This window comes from Streptomyces sp. CY-1 (assembly GCF_047218265.1).
GTDB lineage: Bacteria > Actinomycetota > Actinomycetes > Streptomycetales > Streptomycetaceae > Streptomyces > Streptomyces niphimycinicus.
Genome location: NZ_CP178393.1, coordinates 6,165,779 through 6,191,552, shown reverse-complemented (window position 1 = coordinate 6,191,552; position 25,774 = coordinate 6,165,779). Strand labels below are relative to the sequence as shown.

General features: G+C 68.8%; 20 protein-coding genes, 1 tRNA gene and 1 pseudogene. 12 read left to right on the top strand and 10 right to left on the bottom strand.

All coding sequences use genetic code 11. The features are described 5' to 3' along the window. Positions 1-32 precede the first annotated feature (32 nt). On the bottom strand, positions 33-1,034 hold the full coding sequence (locus ACK1X7_RS26685) for a bifunctional MaoC family dehydratase N-terminal/OB-fold nucleic acid binding domain-containing protein (RefSeq protein WP_413115732.1): 1,002 nt from the start codon (positions 1,032-1,034) through the stop codon (positions 33-35). Between the two features lie 705 nt (positions 1,035-1,739). Here ACK1X7_RS26685 and ACK1X7_RS26680 point away from each other — a divergent pair. Further along, positions 1,740-2,819 (top strand): bifunctional DNA primase/polymerase, encoded by a 1,080-nt coding sequence (locus ACK1X7_RS26680; RefSeq protein ID WP_413115731.1) that lies wholly within the window; start codon positions 1,740-1,742, stop codon positions 2,817-2,819. Positions 2,820-3,185: 366 nt separating this feature from the next. After that, positions 3,186-3,983: a hypothetical protein gene (locus ACK1X7_RS26675; RefSeq protein ID WP_413115730.1), complete on the top strand. Its 798-nt coding sequence runs from the start codon at positions 3,186-3,188 to the stop codon at positions 3,981-3,983. Between the two features lie 36 nt (positions 3,984-4,019). Here ACK1X7_RS26675 and ACK1X7_RS26670 read toward each other — a convergent pair whose 3' ends face one another. Beyond that, positions 4,020-4,310: a helix-turn-helix domain-containing protein gene (locus ACK1X7_RS26670; protein WP_253209345.1), complete on the bottom strand. Its 291-nt coding sequence runs from the start codon at positions 4,308-4,310 to the stop codon at positions 4,020-4,022. Between the two features lie 360 nt (positions 4,311-4,670). On the opposite strand from ACK1X7_RS26670, the gene ACK1X7_RS26665 reads away from it, so the two are divergent. Then, complete coding sequence (locus ACK1X7_RS26665; RefSeq protein WP_385138245.1) at positions 4,671-5,105, top strand: VOC family protein; 435 nt, start codon at positions 4,671-4,673, stop codon at positions 5,103-5,105. Between the two features lie 548 nt (positions 5,106-5,653). Here the strand turns inward: ACK1X7_RS26665 and ACK1X7_RS26660 are convergent. Beyond that, positions 5,654-6,445, bottom strand: a complete 792-nt coding sequence (locus tag ACK1X7_RS26660; protein ID WP_413115729.1) for an aminoglycoside adenylyltransferase domain-containing protein — start codon at positions 6,443-6,445, stop codon at positions 5,654-5,656. A gap of 108 nt (positions 6,446-6,553) precedes the next feature. On the opposite strand from ACK1X7_RS26660, the gene ACK1X7_RS26655 reads away from it, so the two are divergent. Then, positions 6,554-7,051: a GNAT family N-acetyltransferase gene (locus ACK1X7_RS26655; RefSeq protein WP_385138241.1), complete on the top strand. Its 498-nt coding sequence runs from the start codon at positions 6,554-6,556 to the stop codon at positions 7,049-7,051. A 1,503-nt stretch (positions 7,052-8,554) separates the two neighbouring features. On the opposite strand, the pseudogene ACK1X7_RS26650 reads toward ACK1X7_RS26655, so the two are convergent. After that, a pseudogene (locus tag ACK1X7_RS26650) lies at positions 8,555-8,947 on the bottom strand (tyrosine-type recombinase/integrase); the annotation flags it as partial. Positions 8,948-9,458: 511 nt separating this feature from the next. Between ACK1X7_RS26650 and ACK1X7_RS26645 the strand changes: the two are divergent. Continuing rightward, positions 9,459-11,837 (top strand): tetratricopeptide repeat protein, encoded by a 2,379-nt coding sequence (locus ACK1X7_RS26645; protein ID WP_413115728.1) that lies wholly within the window; start codon positions 9,459-9,461, stop codon positions 11,835-11,837. A 304-nt stretch (positions 11,838-12,141) separates the two neighbouring features. Here the strand turns inward: ACK1X7_RS26645 and ACK1X7_RS26640 are convergent, their stop codons facing one another. Continuing rightward, positions 12,142-12,462 (bottom strand): hypothetical protein, encoded by a 321-nt coding sequence (locus ACK1X7_RS26640; RefSeq protein WP_413116911.1) that lies wholly within the window; start codon positions 12,460-12,462, stop codon positions 12,142-12,144. A 170-nt stretch (positions 12,463-12,632) separates the two neighbouring features. Here ACK1X7_RS26640 and ACK1X7_RS26635 point away from each other — a divergent pair, with 170 nt between their 5' ends. Next, on the top strand, positions 12,633-12,989 hold the full coding sequence (locus ACK1X7_RS26635) for a hypothetical protein (RefSeq protein WP_413115727.1): 357 nt from the start codon (positions 12,633-12,635) through the stop codon (positions 12,987-12,989). A gap of 143 nt (positions 12,990-13,132) precedes the next feature. Here the strand turns inward: ACK1X7_RS26635 and ACK1X7_RS26630 are convergent. Then, positions 13,133-13,219 (bottom strand) — tRNA-Ser (locus ACK1X7_RS26630). 39 nt (positions 13,220-13,258) lie between these two features. Beyond that, positions 13,259-14,743: a S1C family serine protease gene (locus ACK1X7_RS26625; RefSeq protein WP_413115726.1), complete on the bottom strand. Its 1,485-nt coding sequence runs from the start codon at positions 14,741-14,743 to the stop codon at positions 13,259-13,261. 220 nt (positions 14,744-14,963) lie between these two features. Here ACK1X7_RS26625 and ACK1X7_RS26620 point away from each other — a divergent pair, with 220 nt between their 5' ends. The 3 genes from ACK1X7_RS26620 to ACK1X7_RS26610 all read left to right on the top strand — a co-directional run bounded on the left by ACK1X7_RS26620 (position 14,964) and on the right by ACK1X7_RS26610 (position 17,801). Continuing rightward, positions 14,964-15,797, top strand: coding sequence for a glycerophosphodiester phosphodiesterase (locus tag ACK1X7_RS26620; RefSeq protein WP_211124719.1), 834 nt, complete (start codon positions 14,964-14,966; stop codon positions 15,795-15,797). A gap of 140 nt (positions 15,798-15,937) precedes the next feature. Further along, positions 15,938-16,675 carry an ATP-binding protein gene (locus tag ACK1X7_RS26615; RefSeq protein ID WP_413115725.1) on the top strand — a complete coding sequence of 246 codons (738 nt, stop codon included), beginning with the start codon at positions 15,938-15,940 and terminating at the stop codon, positions 16,673-16,675. A 157-nt stretch (positions 16,676-16,832) separates the two neighbouring features. Then, positions 16,833-17,801 carry a DUF5926 family protein gene (locus ACK1X7_RS26610; RefSeq protein ID WP_216345174.1) on the top strand — a complete coding sequence of 323 codons (969 nt, stop codon included), beginning with the start codon at positions 16,833-16,835 and terminating at the stop codon, positions 17,799-17,801. A gap of 574 nt (positions 17,802-18,375) precedes the next feature. On the opposite strand, the gene ACK1X7_RS26605 is transcribed toward ACK1X7_RS26610, so the two are convergent. Beyond that, entirely contained in the window at positions 18,376-19,050 is a 675-nt protein-coding gene (locus tag ACK1X7_RS26605) for a bifunctional DNA primase/polymerase (protein ID WP_385138212.1), read from the bottom strand. 581 nt (positions 19,051-19,631) lie between these two features. Here ACK1X7_RS26605 and ACK1X7_RS26600 point away from each other — a divergent pair. Both ACK1X7_RS26600 and ACK1X7_RS26595 read left to right on the top strand, forming a co-directional pair. Then, positions 19,632-21,260, top strand: a complete 1,629-nt coding sequence (locus tag ACK1X7_RS26600) for a GAF domain-containing SpoIIE family protein phosphatase (RefSeq protein ID WP_413115724.1) — start codon at positions 19,632-19,634, stop codon at positions 21,258-21,260. Between the two features lie 118 nt (positions 21,261-21,378). Next, on the top strand, positions 21,379-22,875 hold the full coding sequence (locus ACK1X7_RS26595; RefSeq protein WP_216347998.1) for an aminopeptidase P family protein: 1,497 nt from the start codon (positions 21,379-21,381) through the stop codon (positions 22,873-22,875). 69 nt (positions 22,876-22,944) lie between these two features. Here the strand turns inward: ACK1X7_RS26595 and ACK1X7_RS26590 are convergent, their stop codons facing one another. Continuing rightward, positions 22,945-23,478 (bottom strand): carboxymuconolactone decarboxylase family protein, encoded by a 534-nt coding sequence (locus ACK1X7_RS26590; RefSeq protein ID WP_390794008.1) that lies wholly within the window; start codon positions 23,476-23,478, stop codon positions 22,945-22,947. A 47-nt stretch (positions 23,479-23,525) separates the two neighbouring features. Between ACK1X7_RS26590 and ACK1X7_RS26585 the strand changes: the two genes are divergently transcribed. Continuing rightward, complete coding sequence (locus ACK1X7_RS26585; RefSeq protein WP_385138206.1) at positions 23,526-25,025, top strand: PLP-dependent aminotransferase family protein; 1,500 nt, start codon at positions 23,526-23,528, stop codon at positions 25,023-25,025. A gap of 71 nt (positions 25,026-25,096) precedes the next feature. On the opposite strand, the gene ACK1X7_RS26580 is transcribed toward ACK1X7_RS26585, so the two are convergent. Continuing rightward, the gene (locus tag ACK1X7_RS26580) at positions 25,097-25,600 is read right to left on the bottom strand and encodes an ATP-binding protein (RefSeq protein ID WP_014061889.1); all 504 of its coding nucleotides are present in this window, start codon (positions 25,598-25,600) and stop codon (positions 25,097-25,099) included. Positions 25,601-25,774 lie beyond the last annotated feature (174 nt).

Below are 25,774 nucleotides of genomic sequence, written 5' to 3'. Positions count from 1 at the left end.
GGTCCGCCGGGGGGTTCGGCTTCGTCCGTCCCTCATGCCTCGGCACCCCGGAACACGGGCAGCTCCAGCTCCTCGTCCACGCGCAGGAACTCCAGCTCGACGGGCATGCCGATGCGCACTTTGTCGTACGGCACCCCGGTGATGCCGCTGACCATCCGCACCCCTTCCGCGAGCTCGATCAGGCCGACCGCGTAGGGCGGGTCGAAGGCGGGGAAGGGCGGATGGTGCATGACCACATAGCTGAACACCGTGCCCGCGCCGGACGCCTCGACCGCCTCCCACCGCTGGGAACCGCACGCCCCACACCCCGGCAGCCAGGGGAAGCGCGGGGCGGCGCAGTCCAGGCAGCGCTGGATGAGTAGCTGATGCCGGGCGACGCCCTGCCAGAAGCCCGCGTTGTCGCCGTTGATGACGGGGCGAGGACGACGGGGCCGGTCGGCCCCCCGCTCCGCGGCCCGTCTCGGCTCCGACTCCGACTCCGGCTCCCGCTCCCGCTCCGGCTCCGCCTTCGGCCGCGCGGGTGCGTACTTGAGGATGCGGAAGCGGTGGGTGCCGACAAGCTCCCCGTCCCCGGTACGGACGTTCATCCGGGTGGTGACGAAGTATCCGGTGCCCAGCTTGGTGGTCTTACGCGGCGACACCGACTCGATGACCGCGTCGAAGGTGACCTGGTCGCCGGGGCGCAGCGACCGCACGTACTCCTGCTCGCAGTCGGTGGCGACCACCGAGGTGCAGCCCGCGTCGTCGAGCAACGCCAGCAGCTCGTCGTACGCCTCGGAGCGGGCCGAACCGCCGGGGTGCCCGGCCAGCCCGCCCATCGTCCACGCCTGAAGCATCGTCGGCGGGGCGATATCCGGATAGGCCGGGTTGGTGTCGCCCATCGCCTCGCACCAGTGCCTGATCATGGGCTCGTTGACCGGGTCCCTGCCCGCGCCGCCGCTCGCGGCCGTCCGCCCCTCGTACGCTGTCAGCCGTCCGTACAGCTCATCGAGCCCATTCGGTTCATCCAGGTCGTGCAGCTCATCGCGCGTCATCGCTGCCCCTGCCGCATGTCCGCCGTAGAAAGCAATCTGACTATCCGTCAGATACGGCGATGCCGTCAAGAACACCGAAGCAGGCCGCCACCCGCCATCCGCCGCCCACTCCAAGCCCACCACGCACGATCGCGCGATGGCGTCGATACGCCACCGCGCGACCGCACGACCTCACCCGTCCCGTTCGCTCAATGAATCACCACAGCTCACTCAGATCGATCGGACATTGCCCCACCCCTGCCGCGTTCCCCTGCGGGCGTCCGCGATGGCGGCGACCTACCCCCATGCGATCGGGGCAGCTCCCAGGAGCCGCGCCCCGCCCTGGACGCGGAAGACGGCGGTGCGGTGAGGGCGCGGCCGGAGCCCGTCCTTGTGTCCACCATCTCGATTCCTCCGGTCTCCGACGCTCGGGAAGTGTCGCGGAAGCAGAGTTGCCCACCGAATCCAGGACGATGCGTACGGGCCATGGGAATTACCACGCAAGCATGATGAACCTGTTTTAAACGCCCCACGCACCCCCGCTCCCCACACCGCGCCGATGCGCCGGGTGGGTCCGGGTGCGGCGGTACGTCGACACGGGCGCGCCACCCCGCCCCGCCGCAGGCTGAGCCTTACGAGGGAACCGGTTCCGCATAGTTTCGGCCATCCTCGGCGACTTGCCGGGCCCCCTTCCCATTACCGAACACTTGTCCGAAAATGGGTCACATGGCGAATACCGCACTCGCCCATGTTCTTGCCCACGCCCTGACCGCCGCGGCCCACGGCTTCCGCGTGATCCCGCTGACCCGCGCGAAGCTGCCCGCCGTGCGCTCCCCTCACCACCACGACCCCGCGCCTCTGCCGTGCCGCGGCGAATGCGGCCGACCGGGCCATGGAGTCCATGACGCGTCGGCGGACCCCGAGGCGATCCGCGCCCTGTTCGCCTCCGCCCCCTGGGCCACCGGCTACGGCATCGCCTGCGGACGCGCCCCGTACCACCTCATCGGCCTCGACCTCGACCTCAAGGGCGGGCTCAAGGACGGGCTCAAGGGCGGAAGACCAGGAAGACCCCGAGAAACCGGGGGAGCGGCCGACACGGACGGTGGGGCCAGGAAGCCCGATGCAAACCGTAAGGACGGCACGGACAGCACGGGCAGCACGGACGGCAGGGACGGCAGGGACGGCAGGGACGGCAGGGACGGCACCGGCAGCACAGACGGCCTGGCGGCCCTCGCCCGGCTGGCCCGCGAGCATGCCTTCGCCATCCCCCTTACGGTCACCGTGCTCACCCCGAGCGGCGGCCGCCATCTCTGGTTGTGCGGCCCACCCGGCCTCGCCGTCCCCAACTCCGCCGGTCGCCTGGCCCCCGGCATCGACATCCGAGGGCTGGGCGGCTATCTGGTCGGCCCCGGCTCATACGGCTCGCACGGCAGCTACCGCCTCGCGCCGGGCTCCCCCGCCTGGGCCCCGGCGCCCGCCCCGGCCGCCCTGCTGCGCCTGCTCACGCCCCCGCGCCCGGCCCCGCACCGCTCGTACCGCCCCGGCCCGCCGTCCCCCGGGCCACATCCCGCCGCCCTGGAGGGGCTCGTACGGTTCGTCCGCGCCTCCCGGGAGGGCCGGCGCAACGACCGGCTGTTCTGGGCCGCCTGCCGCGCTTACGAGACGGGCGCCGGGCCGGAGTTGGCCCCCGCCCTGATCGAGGCCGCGCTCGACACCGGCCTGGCCCCGCGCGAGGCCCGCGCCACCGTCGCCTCCGCGGCCCGCAGCGCCGCCCGCCACCTCCAGCCCCCGGATGCCTGGGCCTGACGCATACGCCTGGGACGGATGAACGGAGCAGTGGCTGCGGACGTATGGCAGGACGCCGGAGGCGGCGCGATCCAGCGGTATACGGACGGTGAGCCGTGCGCTACGTGAACGAGGAGCACTATCGTGACCATGCGACGAGGCGCTCCGTACCGGAACCGGACCGCAACGCGGTGACCAGGCGGCGCAGGAACCACGCCCGTTCGCCGGTGCTTCCGCCCCGAGGCGGACCGTGAAGGGATCCCCACTCTCCCCGTAACCGGTGATCGGCGACCGGTGATCGGCGACCTGGGTGACCCATGACCGTCCGACCGGCGACCGTCCGACCGCCTCCGCCGCACCGGTACCAAGGCGCGAGCAGGGGGAGCATTGCACGAGCTCTACGCACAGAGGTGGTTCGCGGACTTCGCGTTACCCATCGGCGTCTGCGCACTGGTCACCTGGATCTCGCTGGTCCACCGCTTCTCCGACAAGGGCCGCCTGCTGGGAACCGTAAGGTCGACGGCGCTGTGCTGCGGCATCCTCGCCTGTAGCTGCGCGGCGGCCCTGCTCACCATCGCCCTGCTGCTGCCGCACGCCGCCGATGTGCCCCCCGCCGTGGCCGCTGCCGCCGCGGGCGGGGCCCTGGCACCTCGCGTCCGTCAGCAGCAGAACCAGCAGTCCACGCCGCCCTTCGTGGCCGTGATCACGCTGGGCATCGCGGTGCTGCTGAGCGAGCTGGAACGGCGGCTGGTCCACGACATGTACATCCACTGCCACCGGCTGGTCCGCGACTTCGAGAACGTGGCCCAATTGCGCATGTTCGCCTTCGAGGCCCGCCGCCACCTGCGCGGCTGCGCCGCCGCGACCAAGGACAGGACGACGATCAACACCTTGTACGAGGAGGTGGACCAACTCCTGGACGACGCGACCAAGGTCGAGGCCGACATCGAGGCGAGATGCCGGCAGCGGGAGGTCCAGGAGTTCCCGCCGGAGCTGCACACCCCGACCCGGGAGGAGGCCGAGGACCGCCGTCAGGCCCTGGCGATGGCCATGGACGCCTGCGCACGCATGCTGGAGTTCGGCTACCGCACCGGCAAGCGGAGCGGCGACCGCGAACTCACGCGGCTCCGCGACGAGGCCCTGGCGGCGCGCCCCCTGGCCACGACAGGCACCCCGCACCCCTGACGCGATGCGGCACACCACACCGCCCGTCAGCGACGCTCAGGGAGCGTAGACAAAGGCATCGGACCCATCGCCCAGCCCACGCGTCCGACGAGCCCCGTCCTCCTTGGGCTCCACAAAGCTGATCTTGATGTCCAGATCCAGGGCCTCTGCCACGGCAGCCAGGCTCCGCAGCGTCAGATTCTCGTCTCCGGAAAGTATCTGGCTCACCCGTCCCGGGCTGACGTCCATGAGCCGGGCGAGGTCGGCACGGCTCATATCGCGCTTCCCCAGCAACCCCGCGACCTCCACGGTGGCCTGCCGCGCCAGCCGAGCCCCCGCACAGTCCACGGCCTCCCCCTTCGAACCCTTGCCTTTCCACGGCACACTCATCACCCTCCCAGCGCATGGTGCCGACCGTTGGGCTTCACACCCCTCGGCGACAGGATTCCACCTTTAGCTACAACTAAAAGCCCACATCCCCCGCCCCCGCCACCCGACCCACCCCCACTCGCCCATTCCCCCCGCCCTGACCTGCACCAACGCCCCCACCCATAGCTTTTCGGCCAGATCTGACGCCGCCCGCCCCGGCCCGCCGACGCCCCCGCCTCGAACGACCAACACCAGGAGCCCGGGCCCACCCCTGGTCCACACAGCAGGCCCTCCGTCGGCTCGGCCACGACTGTCAGTGGCGCGCAGTACGGTCCTGACATGGCAGCCAGAATCGATCTGACCTTCGACTGCACGGACGCGAAGCTCCTCGCCGAGTTCTGGAAAACGGCCCTGGGGTACGTCGACGAGCCGCCGCCCGCGCCCTTCAAAACCCGCGAGGAGTGGCTCGCACAGTTCGATCTCCCAGAAGACGATTCCGCGGACGACGGCGCATGGCTCTGCGACCCCGACGGCATCGGCCCCAGGCTCTCCATCCTCGAGGTCCCCGAGCGCAAGACGGCGAAGAACCGGCTTCATATCGACATCCGGGTGCCGGGACACGGCACCCCTGACGAGCGGTGGGCACGGATAAGAGCAGAATCCGAACGGCTCATCAGCGCGGGCGGAAACGCCCTGGAGGAGTTCGACGGGCACCACATCTTGATGGCGGACCCAGAAGGCAACGAGTTCTGCGTCGGCGCTGCCTCTTCCTAGACCCCGTCAACAACGACGCCGACGGAACGATCCACTCATAGCCCAATCGCCTCACCTGTCACCCAGGCCCCGGGCCGTCTTGAAGGGCGACGACGAGGAGCGACGTCAGGATCTGCGGGAGCCGAGGGGGCGAAGGGCATGGCCAGCATCGCGGGGGCCGTAGGCTCGCAGATTCTCAGCGCCGTGATTGCCGCTGTGCTCACCGGCTTTGGTGGGCTGGTGCGTTGGTTCGTCATCAGACGGCTGCCCGCGCGCCGCACATGGCGATTTTCGGATGCGAGCCGACTTTCCGTCGTTCTGGACACCAGCTACATAGACACAGGTCGCTACCAACGCCCCGTGGCCGGTCTGGGACAGGTCCGGGCCCTCTTCAACCCAGGCTGCGGCGCATCCCCCTTTTTTACGCGCACCAGCGGCGTGCTGATGGGCGCGCACCACTGTCCACCCCGTCCGGAGGAGGGCAGGAATGGTTCGATCAACGCCCACTGCTCGTCGATGAGGTCGTTGCGCCAGGCCATGATCAGGCACGTTACTGCCCGGCCAAGGGCTCAGAGGGCACGTCTCGGCGAGCTGTGCTGCCGTGCTCGGTCTGCGAGGGTGTGGGCGAGTTCGGTCACCCGCGAGGTGAGACCGGTCCAGTCGTCGGTGATCGTGCCGAGGTAGCCGGCTCGGGCCCGCTCCAACAGATCACGATCGGTTGTCGTGAGCGTCTGCGCGACGGCCTCAGCGGCGGCGTCCTTGGAGACGATCTGGCCGGTGTCGAGCGTGACGAGGATGCGCGCCAGGGTGAGGAGGATATTGCGCTCATCGCCGCCGATCTCTTCCAAGATGTCCGGGATAACGGCAAGGACCGCTTTCCTGAGCAGCTCGGACGGGACAGAGGTGACAACGTCACCGAACTCGGGGCCACGCAGCACTCGGCACGCCGAGTGAGTAGTGGCCAGAAGGACGACGGCGTCGGGATCGTTCGTGGGTTGGGGAAGGTGGCCGTGGGTGAGGTCTGCGCGCAGCCACTCGCCGTACTGGAAGTCGCAGCGAGGCGTGTCTATCAATGGGTGAACGTCGGCGATGACGATGCTGGTCAGCTCGATGGGTCGCCGATGCGCTGCGTCGGGGAAGCGTTCGGCGTGGCCGTGCCATCCGGAGATGCCCAACAGCAGCGAGACCAGCGCGGCACGCTCGGGTGCCGTCAGTGAGCGGTGGGTGACCATGAGCAGGTCGATGTCGCTGTCCGCACGCAGCCCAGAGGTACAGGCGGAGCCGTACAGGTAGACGCCGACGACGTCCCCTGGATTCTCTCGGTCCAGGTGCTCCAAGAGCGGGGCGACAAGTTCGTCCATCGCCTCTCAGCCTAACAACCTCGGGAAACAGGGCCCCTGTGCCTCGCGATGGCACCTCTGTCGTCGACCGATCAGCGACGTTCGCAGGACACGTCCTAGAGTGATCGGATGACCGAGGTTCGTTCTGCCCGCCCGGAAGACGGCGACGCGCTTGGCGAGATCCACGCCGCAGCCTGGGAGGCGTCTCACGCCCCCTTCTTCGAGCCGGAGTTCGCAGCGCATGCCGTCCAGAGCAGGCGTACAAGGTGGCATGAGCGGATCACAGAGGGGACATGGACGATCCTGCTCGCCGAGCTGGACGGTCGCCCCATGGCACTGTCCTCCCTGCTCCCGTCCCCGACTCGACCAGGTCTCGCAGAGATCTTCAGCTTCTACTGCCACCCCGACGGCTGGGGCAGCGGCGTCGCCGCCGCACTGATGACCGAAACGCTGCGCCATCTGCACGACAACGGGTTTGCCCGGGTGCATCTGTGGACGTTGCGCGACACCCCACAGTCCCGCCGCTTCTACACCAAGTGCGGCTTCATCGAGTCCGGCGCCGAGCGAGCCTTCGACTACGGCAACGGCAACCGCCTCAACCAGGTCGAATACGAGCGGGCCTGTTGACTGCGGCACGAAGTACTTCAGTCGGACAACGCCGGAAGTGCTGATTGGTTCTTCGCCCGTGGACAGGACTTGGGAGTGCCCGGCCCGTCCGGAAGCCGCCAGATTCCACCGGCGATCTGGCCCACCCCTGGTCCACAAGCGCTGGTCAACGCTGACATCCGGGCGGCACAGCGTGAGGCAGCGAACGCGCAGACGGGGTGCCCCTGAGGCAGGGGCACCCTTCTGACCAGCTAGTTCGCTGACCTCGGCGGAGGCTGAGGGATTTGAACCCTCGGTGACATCGCTGCCACGACGGTTTTCAAGATCTCTCGCCGGTTTACCGCGCGGGACGCTCCACCGCAGGTCAGACGGGTGCGAGCGCCCCAGTAGAGCCGTCGTCATGGTCGCCGTGCCCGCTACATGCCCCAAGGGCGGGGTCGTGCCCGCAGAGCCAGGAGTCCACCGCTTGCCGAGGCACCCTAGTCGGTGCGGTGAGCCGCAATCTCTTCGTGGATCACAGCAGGCCGGTGCATGCGACCCGACGTGCGGGGCACCGTTCGGCCATCATGCGGAAATCCCCGGGCCAGCGCGGAGGGTCCCAGCCAGATGATTGAGACAGCGCTGGCTGAAGCATTGCCTTGCACAGACAGCAGGGACCCTTCAAAACATCGGCGAGAACAGCGCATCGCCCTAGAAGTTCAGGCAATAGAGGAGCCGTCAGAAACCTTGCGGCAGTGTACGGAGTTCCGTACAGCCATCGACAGGCAAACGAGCCTCATTGCCATCAAAACAAAGGCATCCAACGGATAGAAACTATCTAGTATCGACGGCAGCACTCTTAGCGCCGAGGAATCAAAAAAAACTTTCCAGAAGGGATTGTATCCGCCTCACGAACGCGGTCTACTTCTCCTTGCGTTGCTGCTGAACCACCTGCCAGGGGCAGCCAGTTGGCTCGGCCTCAGCGAGACTGAAGCAGTGCGCGACGAACGCAAAAGAGAGCCCCGGCATCGACCTCGGGCGTCCAAACCACAGGTCAGTGGGGCTCTCTACGCGTGCTTCACTCATCCGCTAGGAACGGAGAAATCACGACCCGTGAATGATAGGCAGCCGACGCCGGCCCCGTACAGCCCTGCCACCGAATGGCCGCGACGTGCACTTCGCTGGATCACTCGGCACCGCAAGCTTGCTGCGCTGCAAGCCCTCCGAGGAGCGTCCTACGGTGCGGGGACCACCGTTATCAGCCTGATCGCGCTGTGGATCAGGTCTCGCCACTGATCACCCCAATGGGGCAACCCTCTTGAAGGTGAGACGACATGATTAATGAAGGGGTGTCTCTTGATGAGAGACGCCCCTTCTGACCGCATGTGCGCATGTCGGAACCGGTGGTCCCCCGCACTGCGGCGGCCCTGCCAGCGGCAGGAGCGGACAGCAAGAACACCGGCCCATGTCCCCAAATTGGTCAGCACCCGGGGCAGCAGCAGCCTAATCCGATGCCACCAGCCCGACAGCCGGTTTTCCGCAGCCTCACGTCTCGTCCAACCACTCGTCTGCGGCGGCGGCCACCTGGTCATCGCGCCCGGCGACCGGTCGAGCGTAGTGCCGGGTCGTGACGCTCGCGTTCGAGTGGCCGAGTCGGTGCGCGGCGGTCATGACGCCGTACCGGTCGGCAACCCACGTTCCGTGTGAGGCGCGCAGATCGTGCGGGGTCACGTCGGTCAGTCCGGCCGCCGACACAGCGGGGTCGAAATACGCCTTGCGCCACTGGTTGTAGCGGAGCGGCTTGCCACCGGGTGTCGTGAACAGGAGCGCGTCGTCTCCACCGGGCAGAGTCTCCAGATGCCGCCCGAGCCGCTTCGCGAGGGACGGGCCGACTCGCAGGAGCCGCTTCTGGTGGGACTTCGGTGTGTCGAAGACCAAGGCGGCTCGCTCCGCTCACCGCGCGCGGCCCGGCCCCCGGCCGGGCCTGCGCTCCTGTCTCCGCCCCGCTCCAGCCCGGCCGGTGTCCGTGCAGCGCACACAGCGAGCAGCCGCCTGATGTCAGAGAAGGGGTACGTCGTGGCTGGGGCGGTCGGCTCCACGGCTTTAGGCACCTCCCCGGTCCGGGGCCCGCGTCGGGCAAGACCAGGGGGCCACTCGTTCAAATTCCGGGCAGGTCCAAAGACTGCCCGAGTTGCCCACCAGCGTACGGCCCCCTGGTCATGCCCGACCCCAAACCGGGCAGGCCACCGCCCAAACCCGCTCCGCCGACCTTTTCGGGAAGAGGCCGCAAGTAAACTCTTATAAGGCAAACTTGAGTCAAACAGATCCCTGAGCGTGGACGAGGGGGGCGCTGGGTTGAAGGTTGCAGTGGAGACGCGCTTGCCGTTCCCGGCAGAGGTCGTGAGGAAGCAGCTTCGGGGTGAAGGCGCGTTACACAACCGGCCATCTGATGTCTGAGCGAGACATCACCAACCAGATCCGCGGCGGATCACACTCCGGGCCAGTAGTACAGGCTGGTCAGATCAACGGGCCCGTCACGTTAGTGACTGATGGGCAGCCGGTCCCTCCCTACTTACTTCATGCCGAGCGATGGCCCACCGCGAGCACATGGAACGCCTTGGCTGCTGGAGCGCATCGCGCCCGGCCCGGTGACGATGGCAGTAGCGTTCCGCCCTACATCGCGCGCGACATCGACGAACAGCTACGCGCGCGACTAACAATTGCCGCTAACCATGGTGGGCTTGTGCTGATCATTGGCGATTCCACCGCAGGCAAATCTCGAGCGGCTTTCGAGGCGATGGTCACCGCATTCCCAGAGCGTCATGTCTTAGCACCGAGTTCCGGCAGCCACTTGCCATTGGCCATCGAAGCAATCACGCACACTAAAGCTCGCTGCCTGGTATGGCTAGACGATCTCGAAGCATTTCTCAGCCCCGGAGCACTAGACGAGGAAACATTATCGGAATTTGAACGCTTGCATGTGCCGATCCTCGCCACAATGCGCACACGGCAATTTGAGATCTTTAGTTCACGCATCCAGCTAGAACCCACTCAACACCTAGACATCCATACGCGGATGACAGCGCGCGTTGGTGCCCGAGTCCTCGGCCGCGCCGAGCCCATACTTCTATCAAGAACCTGGAGTGAGTCTGAACTGCATCGCGCGCGAGCCCACGGCGACTCACGGATCGTTGAGGCTGTCGCGCATCATGGCCCCTATGGGGTAGCCGAGTACCTGGCCGCTGGCCCAGCTCTTTGGTCCGAATGGCAAAGATCGGCCGGCATCGACGGGCATCCGCGAGGATTTGCGCTCGTGGCCGCTGCCGTCGACTTGGCCCGCACAGGGTTACCATCTCCATATGAGCGGCGATTACTGATCGAACTGCATGGGCACTATCTAAGCGCATTGGGCGGCCCGGCTCTACGACCTGAGAGCATCGACGACGCAATGCAGTGGGCAACGCAAGTCCGACTAGGCGTGACTAGCCTTCTTATTCCCGCACCAGAAGACACCCTGCACGTATTTGATTATATTGTCGATCAGGTTGATAATATAACACCACACGCTACCATTCCCGACTTCATATGGCCTTACGCTCTGAGTAACGTCGAAGATAAAGTCGCACTGATGAGCGTCGGTATAAATGCTGCAGAGGCGGCAACACACGAGTCACAGGCTGTCGCCGAGCACGCGTTCAAGTCACTGATTGCAGACAGTGCACCAATGGCGGCATACAACCTAGGAGTGTTGTACGTAGAGACAGATCGGGTTACCGAGGCAAAAGATGTCTTCCGTAAGGCAGCAGAATCGGGAGACGCTGCCGCCGCGTTTAATCTTGGTGTACTTTTCGAACAGGAAGGGAACAAAGAAGAATCTCAGCGGTGGAATCGCCAGGCCGCAGAACGAGGTTTTGCGCGCGCTCAATTTCACTTAGGTCTTGGCCTGTCGAAAGAGGGGCGAGGTGACGAAGCTGAAGAATGGTATCGACGGGCCGCAGAAGCGGGCAGCAGCAAAGCTGCGTGCAATCTTGGGAATCTTCTGAATAACTCAGGAAGATTTGACGAGGCACTGCAATGGTATCGTGTCGCAGCAGAAGCTGGGGACCACCATGCGGCATTCAATTTAGGCGTTCATTTTTCAAATATCAATCAAGACGACGAATCAGAACGCTGGTTTCGCTTTGCTGCCGAACAAGGATCATCCTGGGCGGCATTTAATCTTGGGTGCCGATTCTCTCGCCGCGGCCAGATAGCCGAGGCTGAGGAATGGTACAGCAGGTCCTTCGTTGAAGGTTATTCAGCCGCAGCGTACAACCTGGGTATGCTTCTTGAGCGTTCCGAGCGGTCGAACGATGCTGAGAGCTGGTATCGCCGTGGCGCTCAAGCGGGGTGCCGGGACAGCATCCTACGACTCGGTCTCATCCTGGCCGTGGATGAACGACCCGCTGAAGCAGAGGAATGGTTACGCAAAGCCGCAGACATGGGCGACACCGATGCAGCTAACGCACTGGGCGAACTACTCCCTACACTAGGTAAGTTCGATCAAGCCGTCCCCTATTTGAAGATAGCAGCAGAAGCCAATTATCCTGACGCCGCATATAACCTCGGTGCAGCATTCGCCAAAACAGGGCGCCTTAGGGAATCCAAAAAGTGGTACTACCGTGCCGCCGAAGCTGGGGACGCCGAAGCCGCCAGAAACCTGGGCATGGTTTTCATCGAGGAAGGGCGCGCTGATCGGGCACGGCGATGGTTCCATCGGGCCGCTGAATCCGGGGACTCGGAGGCGGCACTCCTGCTATTCAAGTCTGTATTTCTTGAAGAAGAATAAGCCGTGCAGCTAGATATCTTCCACTAACATGCGCCTCATGGAAAAAGTGACGATGTCCATCTAACGATGCAAGATCGGTTCCCCGTGACGTGCGACAAGCGTGCCCGATCGGGCGGTAATCCACGCCCAAGATCAGATCCCGTTTCTTGGTCCGGGAAAGAGCACGAAGCTAGCACAGTCCAGGCAGAAGCGGGCCAGAGGAGAACACTCAGCCGACCGTGCGTCGGCAAGAGAAAGCAGGGAGTTCTCGGAACGTATCCGAGGCTCCCTGCTTTACTGCACATGACCCGCCCATGAGTCACAGTCAACGATCGATCGGTCGTTTCCCTTCAGGGCAGTCAGGTGTTGCCAGACGGTGCCCGCGGCTGGTCGCCACGCGCAGCACGTCCCGCAGTGCGCCAGCCAACTGCGCGGCGACGAGTCGCAGTTTCTCCAGATCTTCGGTCTCGTCGTCGAGTACCTGAACTGCCTGCCCGAGCAGTTCGGCCGCCATCCCGAGTTGCTCCGCCTCGATGTGGTCCGCCAAGCGGGACATGAAGCCTTCCCGGTCGTCGGTGTCCAGGTAGCACGGCTTGCCTTCAGGCCCAGTCCAGGGGAGAAGCCTCAGTTGGTTCTGTGCCGTCATCCCCGCATCTGCCTCTCGGTGGATCTTGCTCATTGCTCCGCCTCTGCTGGCCGGGCCTCGCCGGACACCGAGTGACACGGGCACTCGCATGCCTCGTAGATCAATGGCACGTCGACCGGCGCCGAAGTGGGAGGGCCCGTGGAGCAACGCGATCGGTTCCGATTCCCCCGGTGCTGGTCCGGATGCTGCGGGAGCACATCGAACGGTACGGAATGGCCCCGGACGGGCGTCTGTTCCGCGCGGCACGAGGCGGACGCGTCCGGTCTACCGAGTACTGCGATCTGTGGGAGGACGCCCGAACGGAAGTGCTCTCGGAGGAGGAGGCAGCAACCCCCCTCGCCGAGGTGCCGTACACGCTCCGGCACGCGGGGGTATCTCTCTGGATCAAGTCGGGAGTCGATCCGGTAGAAGTCGCCCGGCGGGCCGGGCACAGCATCGCCGTCTTGTTCCGCTTCTACGCCAAGATCCTGCGCGGTGATCAGTCCCGTTCCAACCAGCTCATCGCACAGGGATTGAACGAGGGCTGACGGTCCGCCGCTGGCCCACAGATGGCCCATACGTACTGGTCAATGCTGGGACACGGGCGAGACGGGGTGAGACAAGGTGCACACAGAAGGGGTGCCCCCGAACCGGGGGCACCCCTTCTGACCAGCTAGTTCGCTGACCTCGGCGGAGGCTGAGGGATTTGAACCCTCGGTGACATCGCTGCCACGACGGTTTTCAAGACCGTTCCCTTAGGCCGCTCGGGCAAGCCTCCCCGCGCCGTTCGTGATGGCGCGGGGATCAGCCTAGCGCGTTAGCTGTCGCCCTTGCGCTTCCCCAAGGTGACCTCCGCCGTCGACAGCTTGCCGCCGCGCTTGTAGGTGAGAGTGACCTTGTCGCCCGGCTGGTGGGTCCAGATCTCGCTGATGAGGGTCGGGCCGCTGTCGATGGCCATGTCGTCCAGCTTGGTGATCACGTCGCCGGACTTGAGGCCCGCCTTGTCGGCCGGGCCGCCGGGGACGACGGCGGGGCTGCCGCCGGTGCCGTTGGAGGCGATGGTGGCGCCGTTGGCGGAGTCCTTCGTGCTGACCGTGGCCTCGATCACCGGGTAGATGGGCTGGCCGGTCTTGATGAGCTGCTCGGCGACGTTCTTGGCCTGGTTGATCGGGATCGCGAAGCCGAGGCCGATGCTGCCGGACTGCTGGGATTCGCCGAGGCCGCTGCCGTTGCCGGCGGACTGGATGGCGGAGTTGATGCCGATGACGCCGCCGTCCGCGTTGAGCAGCGGGCCGCCGGAGTTGCCCGGGTTGATGGAGGCGTCGGTCTGAAGGGCGCTCATGTACGAGGCGTTGCCGCCGCCTCCGTCGCTGGAGGCGACCGGGCGCTTCTTGGCGCTCACGATGCCGGTGGTGACGGTGCCGGAGAGACCGAAGGGGGCGCCGATGGCGACGGTGGCGTCGCCCACGGCGACCCGGTCGGAGTTGCCGAGCGGCAGCGGGTCGAGCTTGGCGCCCGCGGCGTTCTTGAGCTTGACCACGGCGACGTCGTAGCCCTGGGCACGGCCGACGACCTCGGCGGTGTACCGCTTGCCGTTGGAGAAGGTGGCGGTCAGCTTGCCGTTGTCGGCGGCCGAGGCGACGACGTGGTTGTTGGTGAGGATGTGGCCCTGCTTGTCGTAGACGAAGCCGGTGCCGGTGCCGCTCTCACCGTTGTTGCCCTGGGCCTCGATGGTGACGACGCTGGGCAGGGTCTTGTTGGCGATGCTCGACACCGAGCCGGGCGCGCGGCTCTCCGTCTTGGGGTTGCCGTAGGCGGAGACCGTGGTGGTGTCGCTGCCGTCGCTCTCCCGGTCGGCGGCCCAGAAGCCGATGCCGCCGCCGATGGCGCCCGCGACCAGCACGGCGGCCAGCATGGCGGCGACCAGCCCGCGGGGCTTGCGCTCGGACGGGCCGGAGGGCGGCACGGGAGCGGTCCCCCACGGTCCGCCCGGGCCGCCCTGTCCGCCCTGTCCGTCGCCCGGGCCGCCGGGCTGCTGTCCGCCGTCGGCCGACCACCACGTGCTGGACTGGCCGGCGTCCGCGCCGGGACCGGGGGCGCCAGGACCCGGGGCGCCGGGGTCTCCCGGCGACCCTGCCGCGTCGGACGGGCCTATTGGCGCATCCGATGCGGTCGGCCGCGTGCCCGCGGTGGGCTCATAGTCCGGCGCGGGTGGCACGGCCGGGTTCGGGTGCGGCGCCGGAGGGGCCGGATGCGGCCCGGGCGCGGGCGGAACGGCAGAGCCCTCGTTCTCGGTGCTCACAGCTCTCTCCTCAGGTGCACGACAGATTTCCTCGACGGCCCACGTGTAGTACGTCTTACCGTCATCAGCTTTTCCCACAGCGCGTCAGACCGCCGTAAGGAGTGGCGGCCCTGCGGACTACCACCCTTTATCCCGGACAATTCGCCCTACCGCCATTCCGTGCGAACGTACGGAGGGGCCGAGTCCACCGGCTCTCACCGGGCGGTGGCACCATAACGCGGTGACCTATGCGCGCCCTGCCCGGGACAGCCACCCCGGGCCGCCCACCGTCTCCGTCGTCGCCCACCGAGGGGCCTCCGAGGATGCCCCGGAGCACACCCTGGCCGCCTACCGTAAGGCAATCGAGGAGGGCGCCGACGCCCTGGAATGCGACGTCCGACTGACCGCCGACGGCCACCTCGTCTGCGTCCACGACCGCCGCGTCGACCGCACCTCCAACGGCCGGGGCGCGGTCTCTGCGCTGGAGCTGTCCGATCTGGCGGCCCTGGACTTCGGCTCCTGGAAGGGCCGGGCCACCGACAAGGAGGAGCCGGACCGCGACAGCCGGGACAGCACCTCCGTCCTCACCCTGGAACGGCTTCTGGCGCTCATCGCGGACGCGGGACGCCGCATCGAACTGGCGATCGAAACCAAGCATCCCACCCGGTGGGCGGGCCAGGTGGAGGAGCGGCTGCTCGCGCTGCTGCGCCGCTACGGCCTGGACGCGCCGCCGCCCGGGGAACGTTCACCCGTTCGTGTGATGAGCTTCTCAGCGCGCTCACTGCACCGGATCCGCAGCGGGGCCCCCGCCATCCCTACCGTCTATCTGATGCAGTTCATACTGCCGCGCCACCGGGACGGTCAGTTGCCGGCCGGGGTGCGGATCGCGGGGCCGAGCATCCGGATCGTGCGGAACCATCCCGGCTATGTGGCGCGACTCCAGCGTGAGGGGCACCGAGTGCACGTGTGGACCGTCGACGAACCGGAGGACGTCGACCTGTGCGTCCGCCTCGGGGTCGACGCACTGATCACCAATCGCCCCAAACAGGTACTGTCCCAACTCGGACGCTCATAATGGGCATTACAAGGCGTGCACCGGCGCGTTCGGTACGTATTCGATCGTGACGAGTGCGTCACGCGATGCCACTTGGCCGGTTTCCGCTCCAGCACCGCGGGGCATTCATCCCGTGGCGTGGGGCGAAGGAGGTCTCGGGGGTGGCGTTGGTGGTGGCACGGCAGGTGCCGACGTCGTCGACCATGGCCGTACCCCATGGTCCTGCGGGCATCCGCGCGGCAAGACAGCGGATGCGTGTCGATTTGGGCAGGACTGGGGTATCGGATTCGGTCATAGACGACGCTGTATTGATCCTTTCAGAACTGCTCAGCAATGCATGGCGACATGGCCGCCCTTGGCGTTCCGGTCATGGTGGCGGCACGGTCCGCGCTGCATGGAGCATCGACGAGCACGACCGGCTGACGGTCGAGGTGACGGACGGCGGCGGACCCACAAGGCCACTTCCGGCCAACCCCTCGGTGACCGCACGCGGCGGTCGCGGGCTGAACATCATCATGTCGCTGGCCGAGGAATGGGGCGTTCGGGACGGAGTCGGCGAGGTCACCGTATGGGCCCTTCTTCCGCCTGATGACGATTTCGCCCGTCGTGTCGTGCTTCCCTCGGATCTCTCCCCCGACCTGGGTACGGAGCTGACCTCCGACCTGGGTACGGAGCTGACCTCCGACCTGGGTACGGAGCTGACCTCCGACCTGGGTACGGAGCTGGCCTCCGGGCTGCGTCCGAGCCTCGACGCGAATCTTGACCCGCACCTTGGCCCTCATCTTGGCCCGCGGCTCGACGCCGATCTCGGCGCGGACCTGGGCTCGAACATCGAGGCGAACATCGACCCCGATTTCGATCGCGAGCTGGACTTCGCCGATCTGGACGAGCTGGCGTAGCCGACGCGGCTCATGGAGCCGACGCGGTTCGGCCAAAGGGCTAGGCTCGCGCCCGTACCAGTCGTACGCGCCGCAGGAGAGCACTGCCACGGCCGTACGCAGACCGTCACGGGCGTACGAGCAAGCCCTGAGCCGCAGATCGGGAGACAGCCTCACCATGGCCAAGAAGCGCCGCCCCCAGACGAAGGCCACAGGGCCACAGGCCGCCAACGGCGAGATCCCCGTGGTGGGCGCGCGGGAGCCTTGCCCGTGCGGTTCGGGCCGTCGCTACAAGGCATGTCACGGCAGGGAGGCCGCACACGCCGCCACCGAGCTGGTGCAGCGCCCCTTCGAGGGGCTCCCCAACGAATGCGACTGGGTGGCCCTGCGCGAGCTGGTGCCCGCCGCGACCGTCGAGCTGGCCCTCGCCGAGGGGCTGCCCGAGGGGGTTCCGTCGGTGACCCTGGCGACCGTGCTGCCCATGGCGTGGCCCGCGCTGCGCCGCGACAGCGGCGCCGTGCTGCTCGGTCTGCAGAACGACACGCCCTCCGGTGACATCAGCCGCGACCTGGCCGACACCCTGCGCCGGGCGCTGACAGCCGATCCGGGCACTCCGGTGGCCGCCGAGCGGGCGCCGGGCGACGGTCCGCGGCTTCAGGATCTGCTCGACCCGAAGGGCACTTTCTCGCCGACCCTGCACGAGGGGTTCGAGTTCTGGGTCGACGACGCCGCGAACGCGACCGGAGAGGTCGCCGCGTCCCTGGAACGGGCCAACGCGGCCGCGATCCCCACCGCCCGGCTCACCGGCGTGGAGGCGGCCTACTGGTGCGAGACGCCGGAGAAGAACCACCTGCGCTGGGTGATGTCCCACCCCGAGGAGAAGCTGCTCGACGCGCTCGCCCGGCTGCACGCCGCGGGCGCCTCCTCGCTCGGCGACAACACCCGGCTGGTGGGCTCCTTCCGGGCCCATGGGCTCACGGTGCCGGTGTGGGACCTGCCCCGCGGGATGAGCGCCGAGGACACCGAGAAGCCCGCCGTGGACCTCGCCGAACGGCTCGCGGAGGCGCTCGCCTCCGACGCCCCGCTGACGCCCGAGCAGCGGCGCGCCCGGGGCGGTCTCACCAACCGTCAGGTGACGCTGAGCTGACGGTTCCCGGACGGCGGGAGGGCGCCACCGGGGGACGTGACGCTGCTCACAACTCACCGTTACGCCCTGCAAATAGACGTCCGGAAATCCGCGATCGAATTTGCTATCGGCCGATCTCTTGTTACGGTTCTAAAAGCCCGGTCGCTGGTGCATCCCCCGTCGCCAGCGACCGGGCGCTTCCATGTCCGCGTCCGGACGCCGGCGCGGGAGACGGGCGGGGCGGCACGAGGCGGCCGGGAGAAGGTACGGACCAATTGCCCTCGGCGCCACGGGAGTTGCCCCTGGAGCCCGGAGCCGGGACCCCGAGTGCGGACCCCGAGTCCGAAGCGTGAGTGCGGAGCCCGACCCTGACGCTCGAGCCCGAAATCCAAGCGCGCGGCCCTGACCGCAGAGCCCGGAACCCCCAGCGCCCCGAATTTCGGCATCCTGCCCGAGGGCGCCGTACCACCGCCGGAAAAGAGCGGGCTCGGAGGCCGGGCAAACGCCTCCCCGGCCTCCGAGCCCCACACATCCCTGCCCCGCCCCTGAGCCTCGCGCTCAGCGGCCCCCGAACCCCCGCACCCGGGGCCCGCCCTCAATAGGCGAGCCGGCTGCCTCCGTCGGGCGCGCTGGTGCTCGCCTCGACCAAAGCGTTCACCACCGTGGCCACCTGAGGCAGCCAGGGCCGCCCGGCGCGGCGCAGCGGCGGCCGCTCCCAGCGCACCCGCCCGAGGCCCGTCTGCGACGGCGGCAGCACCACATAGCCGCCCTCGCCGTGGAACCGCAGCGAGCTGGGCACCCAGTCCTGCTGGTTCAGCAGCTCGCCGAGGTCTTCGAGGGAGTACGGCTCCACCAGCAGCGACCAGCGGGTGGGTGTGGCGACCACCGGGCCGAGCCGCACCCCCGCCCGGTCGAAGACCGCCAGCGCCCGCGCCGCGGCGACCGCGGGCAGGCTCACCGCGCAGGGCGCGAGGCCGCCGGTGGCCAGCAGTAGGGGCGCATCGGGCCGGTTGCCCCACCACCAGCGCACCATGCGCGGGTCGGTGGTGGCGGCGAGGAGAACAGGGTCGAACGGATGTCCGCCCGGAACCGCACATTCCGGGTCGGGGCAGCCACACACCCGGGACCGTCCGCCGCCGGACCGGAGTCCGACGCCCGGGACCACGGGCCACTGCCACTCGGTGGCGCAGGTGAGCGCCGCACGCAGCAGCGGCGATCGCGCGCCGCGCCGCAGCGAGAACTTGCGTCGCCTTCCGAGGATCTCGCGCATGAGCGCTCGTTCCTTTCCGTTAACGCCGAGGGCTGTCCGTCGCACTACATCGCACTTCAGATGGCACTTCACTTGGCACTACGTGGCGCTGTACGGCATCGTTCGGCCCGTCACAGCAGGTGGATCACAAGTCACTGCGCGTACAAGGCAGCGCATCATGCCGCGGGCCGAGCGTGGAACGTGGCGAGGGGTGGCGCGCGCATGGCGCTTGCCGTCCAGTTGGTGCGTTCCTCGCCACTCGGGGATGGGCGCGGCCGTTGTGGTCTATGACGCCTGGACCGGCCACGGGGTTCCGGGCGATCCGAACTGCCCCTGCCCCTTCTCCGAATGTGTACCCGCCGCGGTGGAGACGACGCGCTGTCGAATGACGTCAGTCGACCTCGAAGGGACAGCCTAACGACTTTTTTTCAGCCAAGTTCAATTCCCCCCAGACACCAACAAGACCACCGGGACGATGCTGGACATCGCATCTCCGCTCCGTGTACATCTGGAGACAGTAGCGGCACAGTAGCGGCGCAGCACGACAGGGGGTTTGCGATGCTATTGAGCGAGCCGGACCCGGCGGGTGAAGGCAGCGGGCCATGAACTCGCCCCACGCGCCGAAAGTGGCTGGAATCGATCCTTCCCTCCCCTCGCCCACGCAAACTGCGGACCCCGTCCCGGGCCCCGTTCCCCCGCCCCTGACCGATGCCAACTCCGGTGTCCAGGACCGGCTCGCGAGCTGGGTCTCGGATCTCACCACCCTTCATGAGCACACCGAGCGGCTGGTCAGGACCGGGACGCTCGACGAGGCGCTGCGTGAACTGCTGCGCGCGGGCGCGGCCCTGGTCGGCGCGCGGCGCGGGCTGGTGGCGCTCGAACCGGCCGATGGCCTCGGCCCGGTGACCACCGTGGGGCTCGGCCTCGGCCACGCCGATCTCGGCCAGATCGAGACCATCCCGCGCGGCTCCGCCTCCGCCGGTCATCTCCTCGACGGGCTGCCGGAACCGGGTGGTGAGCGGCGTGCCGATGTGACCCACCCCGATATCGCCGGGGAGGCCGACCTCGACCCGCGCCACCGCGAGGTGGCCGCACGGCTCGGGTTCGCCGCGAGCTACGCGGTGCCGCTGGACCCGTTCCGGACCACCCCCTGTACCGCGCCCGGCCTCACCGCCATCCCCTCGCCCGCCCCCGACGCGGACGGGTCCGGCGCCGGCTCCCCGGCGGGCACGGGCGACCGCCCGGCCCCCGACACCCCCGGCACGGCGGGCGCCCCCGGTCCCGGCCACGGTCGCGATGCCGTACCGGCCGCCGCGGCCCCGCGCGGTATCGCCGCCGCCATGGGCGCCGGCGGCCCCTCCGGGCGGCTCGGCGGAGCCGTCTGGCTCTACGACGAGCCCGCCGAGCCCGGGGAGCGCCAGCGCCATCTCGTGGGCCTGTACTGCCAGTACGCCGCCGCGCACATCGCCCGGCTGATCGAGCTCTCGCGCGCCCGCGCCGCCGTCGCGACCGTCCAGGAGGAGCTGCTGCCCACCCGGCTGCCCCGGGTCCCGGGGGTGCGGCTGGCCGTTCGCCACCACCCCGGTCCGCACGGCGGCGGGGACTGGTACGACGCGCTGCCGCTGCCGGACGGGGCGCTAGGGCTCTCGGTGGGCGGAGTCACCGGTTCCGGGCCGAGCGCCGTGGTCGCGATGGGGCGGCTGCGGGCCTCGCTGCGGGCGTACGCGGTGATGGAGGGCGAGGATCCGGTCGCCGTCCTGTCCGATCTGGAGCTGCTGCTGCGACTGACCGAGCCCGCCCGCTCCGCGACCGCCCTGTTCGCCTACTGCGAGCCCGGGACGCGCAAGGTGGTGCTGGCCGGGGCCGGGCACTGCCCGCCGCTGCTCACCGGGGAGCGGCGCACCGAGTTCGTGGAGACCACCCTGTCCGCCCCGCTGGGGATGCTCTCGTGCTGGGAGGCGCCCAGCGTCGAGATCGAACCGTCGTCCGGAGAGACGCTCCTCTTCTACAGCGACGGGCTGCTCCACCGCACCGGTGAGCCGATGGACCGGGCCTTCACCCGGCTGCACACGGCCGCGGCGAGCGCTCCCAAGGTCGTGCGGGCCGATCCGGACGCCTTCGCGGACCATGTGCTCCGTACGGTTCTCCCCGACGGTCCGGCGGCCCCCGTGGGGCGGCCCTCGGAGGACGGCACCGAGGACCTCGTCCTGCTCGTGGCCCACTTCGACTGAGGTCGAGTCCGGCCGAGGCTCGAGTCCGGCCGAGGCTCGAGGGGGACCACGGCCCCCGCTGGAGCCGTGGTCGCCCCGCGCTTCGGGCCCTCCCGGCCGCCGCGCCCCCGCACATACGATGGGTGGGGTCCAGTTCGAGGAGGAAGACGTGACCGAGGAGCCCACTCCCGAAGCCCCGGAGAACCCGGAAGGCGAGGAGCCCATCAAGCAGCGGAAGAACGGCCTCTACCCAGGCGTTTCCGACGAGCTTGCGGCGAACATGCAGTCCGGTTGGGCGGACACCGAGCTGCACGACCTGGAGCCCGTCGAACAGGCTCCGCACACCGCCCGCCGCCGCGCCGCGCTCTCCGCGCGCTTCCCCGGAGACCGCCTGGTCATCCCCGCGGGCAATCTCCGTACCCGCTCCAACGACACGGACTACGGCTTCCGCGCCTCGACCGAGTACGCGTACCTCACCGGCGACCAGACCGAGGACGGGGTGCTGGTGCTGGAGCCCGAGGCGGGCGGCGGCCACACCGCGACGCTGTATCTGCTGCCGCGCTCCAACCGGGAGAACGGCGAGTTCTGGCTGGACGGCCAGGGCGAGCTGTGGGTCGGCCGCCGGCTCAGCCTTACGGAGGCCGAGAAGCGGCTGGGCCTGGCCGCCAAGGACGTCCGCGAGCTGGCCGACGAGCTGAGGGCCGCGACCGGCCCGGTCCGCATCGTGCGCGGTCACGACGCCGCTCTGGAGGCCGCGCTGACCGACAAGGTCACCGGTGAGCGCGACGAGGAGCTGCGGGTCTTCCTCAGCGAGCAGCGCCTGGTCAAGGACGAGTTCGAGATCGGGCAGCTACAGGCGGCCGTCGACTCGACGGCCCGCGGCTTCGAGGACGTCGTCAAGGTTCTGGACAAGGCGCGGGCGACTTCCGAGCGCTATATCGAAGGAACGTTCTTCCTTCGGGCCCGGGTCGAGGGCAACGACGTGGGCTACGGCAGCATCTGCGCCGCGGGCCCGCACGCCACCACGCTGCACTGGGTCCGCAACGACGGCCCGGTCCGCTCCGGCGATCTGCTCCTCCTGGACGCGGGCGTGGAGACCACCACCCTCTACACCGCCGATGTGACCCGCACCCTGCCGGTGAACGGCACCTACAGCCCGCTTCAGCGCAAGATCTACGAGGCGGTCTACGAGGCGCAGGAGGCGGGCATCGCCGCGGTCCGGCCGGGGGCGAAGTACCGCGACTTCCACGACGCCGCCCAGCACGTCCTGGCCACCAGGCTCGTCGAGTGGGGCCTTGTCGAGGGCCCGGTGGAGCGGGTGCTCGAGCTGGGGCTACAGCGCCGCTGGACGCTGCACGGCACCGGCCACATGCTCGGCATGGACGTCCACGACTGCGCCGTGGCCCGTACCGAGACCTATGTGGACGGCACCCTGGAGCCCGGGATGTGCCTGACGGTCGAGCCGGGGCTGTACTTCCAGCCCGACGATCTGACCGTGCCCGAGGAGTACCGGGGCATCGGCGTCCGCATCGAGGACGACATCCTGGTGACCGAGGACGGCAACCGCGTGCTGTCGGCCGCGCTGCCGCGGACCGCCGACGACGTCGAGGCGTGGATGGCCCGCCTGACCGCCTGAGACGGCGGCTCATCGCCCGATCACGTGGGTCCTGTGGGGAGCGGCGGCGCCGCTCCCCACAGCCCGTTCTCAGCCCTGCCCCGGCACCTTGCGGGTGGTCACCGCGATGCGGTTCCAGGAGTTGATCGTGAAGATGAGGGCGATGAGCTGGGCCAGCTCCCGCTCCTCGAAGTGCCCGGCGGCGCGCTCGTAGAGCTCGTCCGGGACGCCGCCCGGCAGCAGTGTGACCGCCTCGGTGAGCGCCAGGGCGGCCTGCTCCCGCTCGGTGTAGAACCCGCCCTTACCGGCCTCCTCCCAGACCCCGACCAGGGCGATGCGCTCGTTGCTCTCGCCCGCCTTGTGGGCGTCGGTGGTGTGCATATGGAGGCAGTAGGCGCAGTTGTTGAGCTGGGAGGAGCGGATCTGCACCAGCTCCACCAGGGCCGGGTCCAGGCCCTCGCGGGCGGCCGCGTCCAGGCTGATCAGTGCCTTGAACGCCTTGGGGGCGGCCTTCGCGAAGTCGACCCGTCCGGTCTGCCGCGCCGTCGTCGCCGTCTCTGCCGTCGTCGCCGTGGTCGTCGTCTGTGCCGTCGTCGCTGTCGTAGTCGCTGTCGTAGTCGTCATGGGAATGAAATTAGGCCGCTAAGCGACCCTCTGTAGGGTGCATTTCCATGGCGGATTCATGGGTCAATTCGGCGGAGATCCTCGGCAGTGACCTCCATCTGGAGCTGACCCGCGCGGGCAGCCGCCGCACCGCCCTGATGGCCGCGCTGCGGGAGGCCATCCGCGACGGCCGGCTCGCCCCGGACACCCGGCTGCCGCCTTACCGCTCCCTCGCCGCCGACCTGGGCATCGCCCGGAACACGGTCGCCGACGCCTACGCCGAGCTGGTCGCCGAGGGCTGGCTCACTGCCCGCCAGGGCTCCGGGACCCGGGTGGCGCCCCGCCCCGCACCGCCCCCGCCCCGGCGGCGCGCACCCGGCCGGGGGCCCGGCGGGCGACCGACGGGGGCGACGGGGGCGTCCGGCGGCCATCGCACGCCCCGGCCCGCCCCGCGACCGGTGCACAACCTGCTCCAGGGCCAGCCGGACGCCGCCGCCTTCCCCCGCACCGCCTGGCTCGCCTCGGCCCGCCGCGCGCTGACCGCCGCACCGCATGAGGCGTTCGGCCCCGGTGATCCGCGCGGCCGCCCGGAGCTGCGCCGCGCCCTGGCCGACTACCTCGCCCGCGCCCGCGGCGTCCGCACCGACCCCGGCCGGATCGTCGTCTGCTCGGGCTTCGCGCACGCCCTGCGGCTACTGAGCGGCACCCGGCTGCTGCGGCCCCGGATGGCCGTCGAGTCGTACGGCCTGGCGTTCCACCGCTCGCTTCTGAGCTCCGCCGGGATCCATACGATCCCGCTTCCGCTGGATGCCGATGGCGCCCTTACGGATGGACTGGCCGCCCTCGACGGCCTGCGGGCGGCCCTGCTCACTCCCGCTCACCAGTTCCCCACCGGCGGTCCGCTGCACCCCGAGCGGCGGGCGGCGGCCGTCGCCTGGGCGCGGGAGAGCGGCGGTCTGGTCCTGGAGGACGACTACGACGGGGAGTTCCGCTACGACCGCCGCCCGGTGGGCGCCGTCCAGGGCCTCGACCCCGACCGGGTGCTCTACCTCGGCTCGGTCAGCAAGAGCCTCTCCCCGGCCCTGCGGCTGGGCTGGATGGTCCTGCCTGACCAGTTGGTCGACCGCCTGCTGGCCGCCAAGGGGGAGCGCGAGGGCTGGACCGGCGTCATCGACCAGCTAACCCTCGCGGACTTCATCGAATCGGGCGGCTACGACGGCCATGTGCGCCGGATGCGCCAGCGCTACCGCCGTCGGCGCGATCAGCTCGTCGCCACCCTCGCCGAACGCGCGCCCCATGTCCGCGTCTCGGGGATCGCGGCCGGGCTGCACGCGGTGCTGGAGCTACCGCCCGGCACCGAGCGGTCCGCCCTGCGCGCCGCCGCCTGGCAGGGACTGGCGCTCGACGGCCTCGGCGGCTACCGCCACCCGGACGCCACCACACCCCACCCCGACGGGCTCGTGGTGGGCTACGCGACCCCGCCCGAGCACTCCTTCGCGGGAGCGCTGGACGCGCTGTGCCGCGCCCTGCCGTCCGAACAGACCGAATCGACCGAACAACCCGAATAGTCCGAATAGTTCGAACGGCACGGACGGACGGCCGCCTGACGCCCTGAGTCCCCCGAAGGGCTACGACCCGGTTACGACGCCCTCAGCAGCGCTCCTTCGCGCCACTTGAGGATCTTGTCGAAGCTCACCACCACCCCGCCGCGCCCCGGACGGTCCCGGTAGCGGACATGGTCGGTGAGAGCCTCGATGAGAAAGAGCCCCCTCCCGTGCTCCGCCTGGGGCGGAGCCGGGCTGCGCGGCTGCTGTGGTCTCGGCGCGCCCGCCGGACGCCGCTCGTTCCGAGTGCGGCCCTCGCGGCGGACGGCGCCGCGTCCGGCGAAGCCGGGGCCGGAGTCGGTGACCTCGATACGGCAGGTGTCGCCGTCGATATAGGCCGTGACTCGGTAATCCCCGCCCGTGCCGTCGCGACCCCCGTGCTCCACCGCGTTCGCACACGCCTCGGAGAGGGCGACCGACAGATCGTAGGAGATCTCCGGATCCACTCCGGCCGTCTCCATGGTGCCGAGGAGCAGTCGTCGTGCGAGCGGAACGCTCGCCGCCTCGCGGGGCAAATGGAGTGACCACCAGATGCTCATGCTCCAGCCTCCCGGCCGCGGCTCGACATACCGTTACGTATTGCCTGGGTCCATGGTCCGTAAGCGTCTTATCAACGTGACTCCGCTCATTCGGCGGACGCGCTCGATGCGCGAACCGGTGTATGGGCCTGTCCTGGTGTGCGCCGGTACGCCCCACCCGCCGTAGGGAACGCG